The 8,276-nt window shown below is 61.3% G+C and carries 8 protein-coding genes; 6 read left to right on the forward strand and 2 right to left on the reverse strand.

From position 1 onward, the window contains the following. Nucleotides 1–42 precede the first annotated feature (42 nt). Nucleotides 43–1,290 carry a transcription termination factor Rho gene (gene rho / locus JXA24_03965; protein MBN1282909.1) on the reverse strand — a complete coding sequence of 416 codons (1,248 nt, stop codon included), beginning with the start codon at nucleotides 1,288–1,290 and terminating at the stop codon, nucleotides 43–45. A gap of 462 nt (nucleotides 1,291–1,752) precedes the next feature. Here rho and JXA24_03970 point away from each other — a divergent pair, with 462 nt between their 5' ends. After that, complete coding sequence (locus tag JXA24_03970; GenBank protein ID MBN1282910.1) at nucleotides 1,753–2,595, forward strand: diaminopimelate epimerase; 843 nt, start codon at nucleotides 1,753–1,755, stop codon at nucleotides 2,593–2,595. A gap of 15 nt (nucleotides 2,596–2,610) precedes the next feature. On the opposite strand, the gene JXA24_03975 is transcribed toward JXA24_03970, so the two are convergent. Beyond that, a complete protein-coding gene (locus JXA24_03975; protein MBN1282911.1) occupies nucleotides 2,611–4,548 on the reverse strand; it encodes an FG-GAP repeat protein in 1,938 nt (645 codons plus the stop codon). A 331-nt stretch (nucleotides 4,549–4,879) separates the two neighbouring features. Here JXA24_03975 and JXA24_03980 point away from each other — a divergent pair, with 331 nt between their 5' ends. The 5 genes from JXA24_03980 to JXA24_04000 form a co-directional block, all read left to right on the forward strand. Beyond that, nucleotides 4,880–5,752, forward strand: a complete 873-nt coding sequence (locus JXA24_03980) for a 4-hydroxy-tetrahydrodipicolinate synthase (protein MBN1282912.1) — start codon at nucleotides 4,880–4,882, stop codon at nucleotides 5,750–5,752. Between the two features lie 54 nt (nucleotides 5,753–5,806). Next, nucleotides 5,807–6,508 carry a 4-hydroxy-tetrahydrodipicolinate reductase gene (gene dapB, locus JXA24_03985; GenBank protein ID MBN1282913.1) on the forward strand — a complete coding sequence of 234 codons (702 nt, stop codon included), beginning with the start codon at nucleotides 5,807–5,809 and terminating at the stop codon, nucleotides 6,506–6,508. Nucleotides 6,509–6,521: 13 nt separating this feature from the next. Then, entirely contained in the window at nucleotides 6,522–7,052 is a 531-nt protein-coding gene (gene folK, locus JXA24_03990) for a 2-amino-4-hydroxy-6-hydroxymethyldihydropteridine diphosphokinase (GenBank protein MBN1282914.1), read from the forward strand. Between the two features lie 19 nt (nucleotides 7,053–7,071). Next, nucleotides 7,072–7,719, forward strand: a complete 648-nt coding sequence (gene fsa / locus JXA24_03995; protein ID MBN1282915.1) for a fructose-6-phosphate aldolase — start codon at nucleotides 7,072–7,074, stop codon at nucleotides 7,717–7,719. Nucleotides 7,720–7,736: 17 nt separating this feature from the next. Further along, the coding region (locus JXA24_04000) for a gliding-motility protein MglA (protein MBN1282916.1) at nucleotides 7,737–8,276 on the forward strand (540 nt) is incomplete at its 3' end.

Here is an 8,276-nt window from a genome sequence, read left to right on the forward strand (position 1 = left end):
CCCCGATCCTCTCCGTCGGCAAAGCCGACGCAACGGACAGGCCTACTGGTTCATCGACATCAGGAATTCCTTGTTGGTCTTGCAGGGCGCCACCTTGTCGAGCAAAAACTCCATCGCGTCGATCTGGTTGAGCGGCTGGAGCATCTTGCGGAGTATCCAGACCTTGCCCAGCTCCTCCTCGTTGAGGAGCAGCTCCTCCTTGCGGGTCCCGGACTTGTTGATGTCCACGCACGGGAAGATGCGCTTCTCCATGAGCTTGCGGTCGAGGTGTATCTCCATGTTGCCCGTTCCCTTGAACTCCTCGAAGATGACCTCGTCCATGCGGCTGCCCGTGTCGATGAGCGCGGTGCCGATGATGGTGAGGCTGCCCCCCTCCTCGATGTTGCGCGCCGCGCCGAAGAAGCGCTTGGGCTTGTGCAGGGCGTTGGAGTCAACGCCGCCCGAGAGGATCTTGCCGGAGGGCGGGACCACAGAGTTGTAGGCGCGCGCGAGCCTCGTGATGGAATCCAGAAGGATCACCACGTCGTTTCCGTGCTCGACCATGCGTTTGGCCTTCTCGATCACCATCTCGGCCACCTGCACGTGGCGCTGCGCCGGCTCGTCGAAGGTGGAGGAGACGACCTCCGCCTTGACGGAGCGCTCCATGTCGGTCACCTCCTCGGGCCGCTCGTCGATGAGCAGCACTATCATCCTGACCTCGGGGTGGTTCGAGGTGATGGCGTTGGCCACGTTCTGCAGGAGCACCGTCTTGCCCGCGCGGGGCGGGGAGACGATGAGCGCGCGCTGCCCCTTCCCGATCGGCGTGAAGAGGTCCATTATGCGGGTGGAGTAGTTCTTCGCGTCGAACTCCAGCTTTATCCTCTGGTTAGGATAGAGCGGGGTGAGGTTGTCGAAGAGGGTCTTCTCCTTGGTCTTCTCGGGCCCCTCTAGGTTTATGGTCTCGACCTTGAGCAGGGCGAAGTAGCGCTCACCCTCCTTGGGCGGCCTGATCTGGCCGGCGATGGTGTCGCCGGTGCGCAGCCCGAAGCGCCGGATCTGCGAGGGCGACACGTAGATGTCGTCGGGGCCGGGCAGATAGTTGTAGTCGGGCGAGCGCAGGAAACCGAAGCCGTCGGGCAGGGTCTCGAGCACCCCCTCGCCGAATATCGCGCCGTTCTTCTCGGTCTGCGCCTGCAGGAGCGCGAAGATCAGCTCCTGCTTGCGCATCGCGGCGGCGTTCTCGATCTTGAACTGGTTGCCCATCTCCAGGAGCTCGGCGATCTTCTTCTTCTTCAGTTCGTTGAGGTGCATATGTCCATTCTTCCTTTCTCTCCCGCGCCGGACAGGGCACGGCCGTGCGCCGGTCTTGCGCGCTGTTTGATGAGATTGATAGTGTCCGCTTGCAGCATCCTCGAGGGGGGATCAGCAAATGAAATTAAACGTTAATTAATCAACGATATCACCGGGCAGGTCCAAAGCTCTCGCTCCAATAAGCGTTCTTGATATTTAAGGATTTTCAGATGATCTTGATGTTCCTGTCATGAAAGGTGTGCCTACGGTGCTCTAAATGCTTGATAAAGTCAAGTTTTTTGATCTTGTCCGATCGTGGCCCGATCTTTTCAGAAAAATACCGCATTTTCGAGGAGTTATATGCAACTTCAACCCCTCTTCCCTTGACAAAGGGGGCTCCTGCTGTTATCGTATTCTAAAATTATTTATATTTTACAAGGGCTTACGAGCTAAACCGACTCCGATCGGCAAAGGAGCCAAGACATGTCAGACCATAAAAAGGCAAAGGTGCGCACCTTCGTCAAGATGCACGGGACAGGCAACGACTTCATCGTGTTCGACTGCCTCAAGGCCTCCATAGCCAATCCGGCCCATGCGGCGCGCAAGCTCTGCGATCGGCACTTCGGCATAGGCGCGGACCAGATGCTCCTCCTCGTCAAGTCGCGCAAGTGCGACTTCGGCATGAGGGTCTTCAACGCGGACGGCAGCGAAGCGGACATGTGCGGCAACGGCATCCGCTGCGTAGCGAAATACATAAAGGACGCAAGGCTCTCCGCGAAGAAGGAGCTCTGCATCGAGACGCTCGCAGGGCCGCGCACCGTCAAGGGCCAGGGCAAGGTGTTCCAGGTCGACATGGGAGAGCCGGTGATGAAGGGCAAGGACATCCCGGTCAACCTCTCGGGGAGGATCGTCAACAGGCCGCTCAAGACCGAGACGAAGGAGTTCCGCATCACGTGCGTGGGCATGGGCAATCCGCACTGCGTGACCTTCCACGAGAACCTCGAGGGAGTGCCGATAGACAAGTACGGCCCCATGCTCGAGCACTACAGCATATTCCCGAAGCGTGTGAACATAAGCTTCGTGAACGTGGTGAGCAAGCAGGAGATCCAGGCCAGGGTCTGGGAGCGCGGCTCGGGCATGACGCTCGGATGCGGCACGGCCGCGTGCGCGGCGACCGTCGCCTCGGTGCTCAACGGCTTCACCGACCGGAAGGTCACGGTCGCGCTGCCGGGCGGAAAGCTCGATATCGAATGGAGCCAGAAGGACAACCACGTCTACATGAAGGGCCCTGCTGAAACCGTGTTCACAGGCCAGATCGCTGTCTGAATCAGGAGAGTTTTTTCAAGTACCAGGCACCCTAGGCGGGGGCGTGGGATCCGGGTTGTAGTCATCCAGCGGATACTGGCATTCCGTGAACAATCCCCAGATGCCGCCAGCCGCAGTCATGCCCCTGACCGACACTAAATCAGGGGAATCTATCCTCTGCGCGGCATTGCTGAGATATATCTCCTGCCCGGAGCAATCGGCCTGCCCCTTGAAGACATATATCGACGCCCGACCGCTTGCCTTTTCCACCGCTCCGAGCGCGAAGTCGTCTAGGCCGTCGTTGTCTATGTCGCCCATGCCCGCCCCGGCATATATGGTGTCGTCTATGGTCTCAGTCAGGCCGCTCAAGCCGCTTATCACGAGATCCGCGTCCCCCTTGCCATAATTCGCTACCCAGGACTCTCTGCCGAGATACACATAGGCCTTCGAATCAGGATATCCCGGGACGTTCGGCTCGATGAGCGATGTGAGGATCACGTCCTCAATGCCGTCGCCGTTCATGTCGCCCGCGTTCGCGGCATGGAACCCCATGATCTCGTCATCGGCGCCGATCATCACGTCCGCATCCTCGTAGGTGAGGGGACTGTCCATGGATCTGGGCCCGAAGAAGATGAAGGCGGCGCCGTAGTCCACAGTGATCTCGAGAGGCGCCAGGCTGGTGATCTTCGAATCGACCGCCGCGGCTATCAGGTCCGCATTCCCGTCGCCGTTGAAATCGCCCAAGTCGAATATGTAGCCGAAGAAGTTGTAGTTGGTGCCCCCGCCCCACAGATAGCTGGTGGGCGCCACGTCGCCGGTGAATGCCTGGCCTCCCCTGTAGAAGTAGAGCTTCCAGAAGGAAACGGTGATGTCCGCAGGATCAACCGAAACTCCGGACACGAAGGCGTCGTCGATGCCGTCGCCGTCAAAATCATGATTTCCCGCTATCCAGAATGAGGCGTTCGAATTCGCCGGGTCGAAATCGTTTTTGAGCTTGCCGTTGGCCGCCGCAGCGGTCTTGTCTGCTACCCAGGGTCCCAGGAAAACATAAGGCTCCTGTGATTCGACAGGGTCAGGGGGCGGAGCAGGGCTCCCTCGACCTGCAGCCGCGAAATCGCCGTACCCGTCGCCGTTTATATCGCCGAGATAGCCGAGACGGAAGCCGAGCCTTTCATCCAGGACATTTCCTTTCACGTTCAGGACGTCGACGAGGTTGGCGCCCACAACGTCGTTCAGATGAACCATGCCCACGTTGGGTATGCCGGTTATTGGATCGACGGTGGTGCGCGCGCCTATGAGCAGATCGATCCCACCCCCGAAGGTTACGCCCGTACTGTCGGTCACGACGACCATATTGCCGAAACGCGCGTCGGCAACTGCGGGCGCGTTCTCCGCATAGGCCAGCCCTGCCGCCGGATCGGCGTCACCGTAGTATAGCCTCGCCAGGCCGTCGTTCGTGTTGGCAGAGTAGTCGCCCACCAGAAAGTCAGCGAAGCAGTCGCCGTCGTAGTCCCCCGGGTTGTCGGGCGTCTCGATGACCTTGTTGGCGGTGGGCAGGGTGATATCCTCGAACGCATCGCCCTCGGAGTCCGCTATCACGCCCTCAGCGAAGCCGATCTCGTACTCGGAGCACCACGCCAGAGGGGCGCATATCGTCGCCTGGCTCCCGGCGCCGTCCCACCATATGGTCGCGCTGAGTTCGTCCCCTCCGGCATCGCTTATCGAGACCGCATCGGCGACCGAGGCCTGATCGATCTCAGGGAGCGCGTCGCCGGCGTTCTTCACCGCGAAGGTCGCGACCCAGCAGCCGCGCTCCGCGTCCTGGCCGAGCGTCATCACGATCGGCACCGCGTCGTCGCCGCCTCCGTCGAACTTGAGCGCGCCGCCGCATCCCGAAAGCGAGGCTGCGAGCAGCGACGCCGCTGCCAGTGCCATGCACGCCCTCGCATATCTGAACGGTTTGAATGTAGTCATATCCCTCGCTCCTTATGAATCGGTTCACATCCCCATGGAACCGGCATAACCATAAGCATGCATTATGGATGCCAAAATGGAGAGGGCGTTTCTAAGTGTATCTTCATGTTTTATAATGTTTTTTTGAGAGGGGTGCGAAGGCAAGGGGTAAAAATGACCCTCATTTTCGAGAAAAGTGTCAAATCCGTGGCGCTTTTTTGTTTGATGATCGAATTCAGTCTGTTAAGAGCCGTGACTCGTGACTCGTAACTCGTGACTCGTGACTGGCGGGCATACTCCGGGTTCCGGGTTCCAGGTTCCAGGTTCCGGGTCCCGAAAAGGAGGTCTTCAAATGTTCAAAGGCGTGATGACAGCGGTCATAACCCCGTTCGTTGACGGAAGGATCGACGAGAGTGCGCTGAGAAAACTCATCGACTGGCAGATCGCCGAGGGGATCGACGCGATCGTGCCCTGCGGAACGACAGGCGAAGCGGCCACGCTCTCATACGAGGAGCAGGACCGCGCGGTGCGCGTGGCGGTCGAGCAGGCGGCGGGCCGCGTGCCGGTGATCGCTGGCGCGGGCTCCAACTCCACGTCCAACGCGATCAAGCTGGCCAGACAGGTCAAGGCGGCGGGCGCGGACGCGATGCTCCAGGTAACCCCGTTCTACAACAAACCGACGCAGGAGGGGCTCCATCAGCACTTCCGCGCGATCGCAGAGGTGGTGGACCTGCCCATGGTGCTCTACAACGTGCCCGGAAGGACCGCGGTCAACATACTGCCCGAGACCGTTGCGAGGCTGGCGAAGATCGATTCCATCGTGGGCGTGAAGGAGGCATCGGGCAGGATCGAGCAGATCCGCGAGGTCCTGCGGCTCACCCCCGACGGGTTCGCCGTGCTCTCCGGCGACGACGGGCTCAACTTCGAGGTCTACCGCGCCGGCGGCGCAGGCGCGATATCGGTGGTCTCCAACGTTGCGCCGAAGCTCGTCTCAGCGGTGTGGGACGCGTTCGATGCGGGCAGGGCCGATGAGGCATCGCAGATGCAGCGAGATCTCGATCTCCTCAACAAGGCGATGTTCATAGAGACCAACCCGATACCGGCAAAGACCTCGCTGGCGATGATGGGCCGCTGCGCAGAGGAGTTCAGGCTGCCAATGACTCCCATCTCAGAGGAGCACAGGGCAGAGCTCAAGGACATACTGGTGAAGTACGGGATATTATGAATGATGAACAATGACTGATGAATGATTGGTGGTGAGTGGTGAGTGGTGAATAACATGATCAGGATCGTGGTGACAGGCGCGAAGGGGAGGATGGGCCGCAAGGTCGCCGAGCTCGTGCGCGCGGCTTCCGATCTCTCGCTCGCCGCGGAGATCGACGCCGGCGACTCGCTGGCCGCGGCGGCCCGCGCCTGCGACGTGATCGTGGACTTCACGACCGCGGCCGCCTCGGCCGAGAACGCGGCGATCGCCGCATCGGCCGCAAGGCCGATCGTCATCGGGACCACAGGCCTGGGCGATGCGGAGAGGGCCGCGATAAAAGGGGCCTCATCGCGCGTCCCCGTCGTGTGTGCGCCGAACATGAGCATAGGCGTCAACGTGATGTTCGCGCTGGTCGCGACAGCGGCGCGCGCCCTCGGTGGCTCCTACTCCGTGGACATCGAGGAGACCCACCACGTGCATAAGCTGGACAGCCCCAGCGGAACGGCGAAGAGGATCGCGGAGATCGCGGCCCGCGAGCGGGGCCCCGAGGAGATCGAGGTGAGATCGGTCAGGCGCGGCGAGGTGGTCGGCGACCACGAGATACGCTTCGTGTCCCCGGACGAGAGGCTCTCGATCGCGCACAGCGCCGGCGACCGCTCCATATTCGCGCGCGGCGCCGTGGCCGCGGCCCGCTGGATCGTGGGCAAACCGCCCGGCCTCTACGACATGGGCGATGTGCTGGGGCTGAGATCAGAAGCCGAGGGGCCAGGAAGCTGAGAGGCTGAGAAAAATGCACACGGCCTACATAGGGATAGGGTCTAATCTCGGCGACAGGCTCAGGAACTGCAGGGCTGCAATCGATCGCCTCGCCTCGTATCCGGAAATCAACATCACAAGGGTATCCCGCTGGTACGAGACAGGGGCGATACCTGCCCTGCAGGCCGGCGCAAAACTGCCCGACTACGTAAACGGCGCTGCGGAGATCGAGACCTCGCTGTCACCGGAGGGGCTGCTCGCCACGCTCCAGGAGGTGGAGGCCGGGATGGGCCGCACGCTCCCCAGGCCAAAGGGCCAACCCAGGACAATGGACCTGGACCTGCTGCTTTTCGGCGCGGAAACGGTCGATATGCCGGGGCTTGCGGTCCCCCATCCGGGGCTCTCCAAAAGATTGTTTGTGCTCCTGCCGCTGTGTGATATAGCGCCTGATGCGGTCGACCCTAGGTCCGGCCTCACGGCGGCGCAGATGAAGGACCTGCTCACAGCCGGCGACCGCCGCATCGCCGAACGGATCACCGTTCACCATTCACCGGTCACGGCTTGACGGACACGGAGGGACTAAGATGAAGCTCTTCATAGACACCGCGAAGATCGAGGAGATCAGGGAAGCCAACGCCATGGGCGTGCTCGACGGGGTGACAACAAACCCGTCCCTGGTATCGAGGACCGGCCGCGACTTCAAGACCGTGGTCCACGAGATACTCAGGGAGATTCCGGACAGGCCGGTGAGCCTCGAGACCACGGCGCTGGACGCCCCGGGGATGATCGAGGAGTCGAAGAAACTGGCCGACCTCGGAGAGAACGTCGTCTGCAAGATCCCGACCACGGTAGAGGGGCTCAAGGCGATCCGCTCCCTCTCGGAGATAGGCATAAAGACCAACTCCACGCTCTGCTTCTCGCCGAACCAGGCGCTGCTCGCGGCCAAGGCGGGCGCATCGTACATCAGCCCCTTCGTAGGGAGGCTCGACGACATCACCCAGATCGGCATGGACCTCGTCGACGACATCGTGCGCATCTACGACAACTACGAGCTCCCCACCGAGATCATCGTGGCCAGCGTCCGCAACCCGATACACGTCCTGGAGGCCGCGCGGATGGGCGCGGACATCTGCACGGTGCCGTTCGACGTGATAAGGCAGCTCATGAAGCACCCTCTCACCGACATCGGCATCGAGAAGTTCCTTGACGACTGGAAGAAAGTGCCGAAGTGACATACAAGGAGCAACCGATGTCCTTCATCAACGAGAACTCAAAAGAGATCAACTGCAAGATCGTCTACTACGGGCCCGCGCTGTCGGGGAAGTCGACGTCGCTCAGGCACATCTACGGCGAGGTGAAGAGGGGCGCTCCGGGCAGCATGATCTCGCTGGCACAGGACGACGACCGCACGCTCTACTTCGATTTCGTGCCGCTGAACCTCGGCGAGATCGGGGGCTACACTGTGAGGCTGCATCTCTACACGATCCCCGGCGAGGTGGGCTACAGGCAGAGCCGCGCGCTGATCTCGAAGGGCGTGGACGGGGTGGTGTTCGTGGCCGACTCGCAGCTCCCCAGGATGGAGGACAACATCAAGAGCCTCACGGGGCTGAAGGAGATACTGATCGCCGAGGGGCACGACTGGAAGTCGGTGCCCATGTCGTTCGCGTACAACAAGCGGGATCTTCCCCGCGCGATGCCCCCGGCCGAGATGTCCCGCTACCTCAACGCCGAAAAGAGGGACGAGTTCGAGACCGTGGCGATCCGGGGCGACGGGGTGTTCGACGCCTTC

The sequence above is a fragment of the Pseudomonadota bacterium genome, assembly GCA_016927275.1.
In the GTDB taxonomy this organism is placed as follows: domain Bacteria; phylum UBA10199; class UBA10199; order 2-02-FULL-44-16; family JAAZCA01; genus JAFGMW01.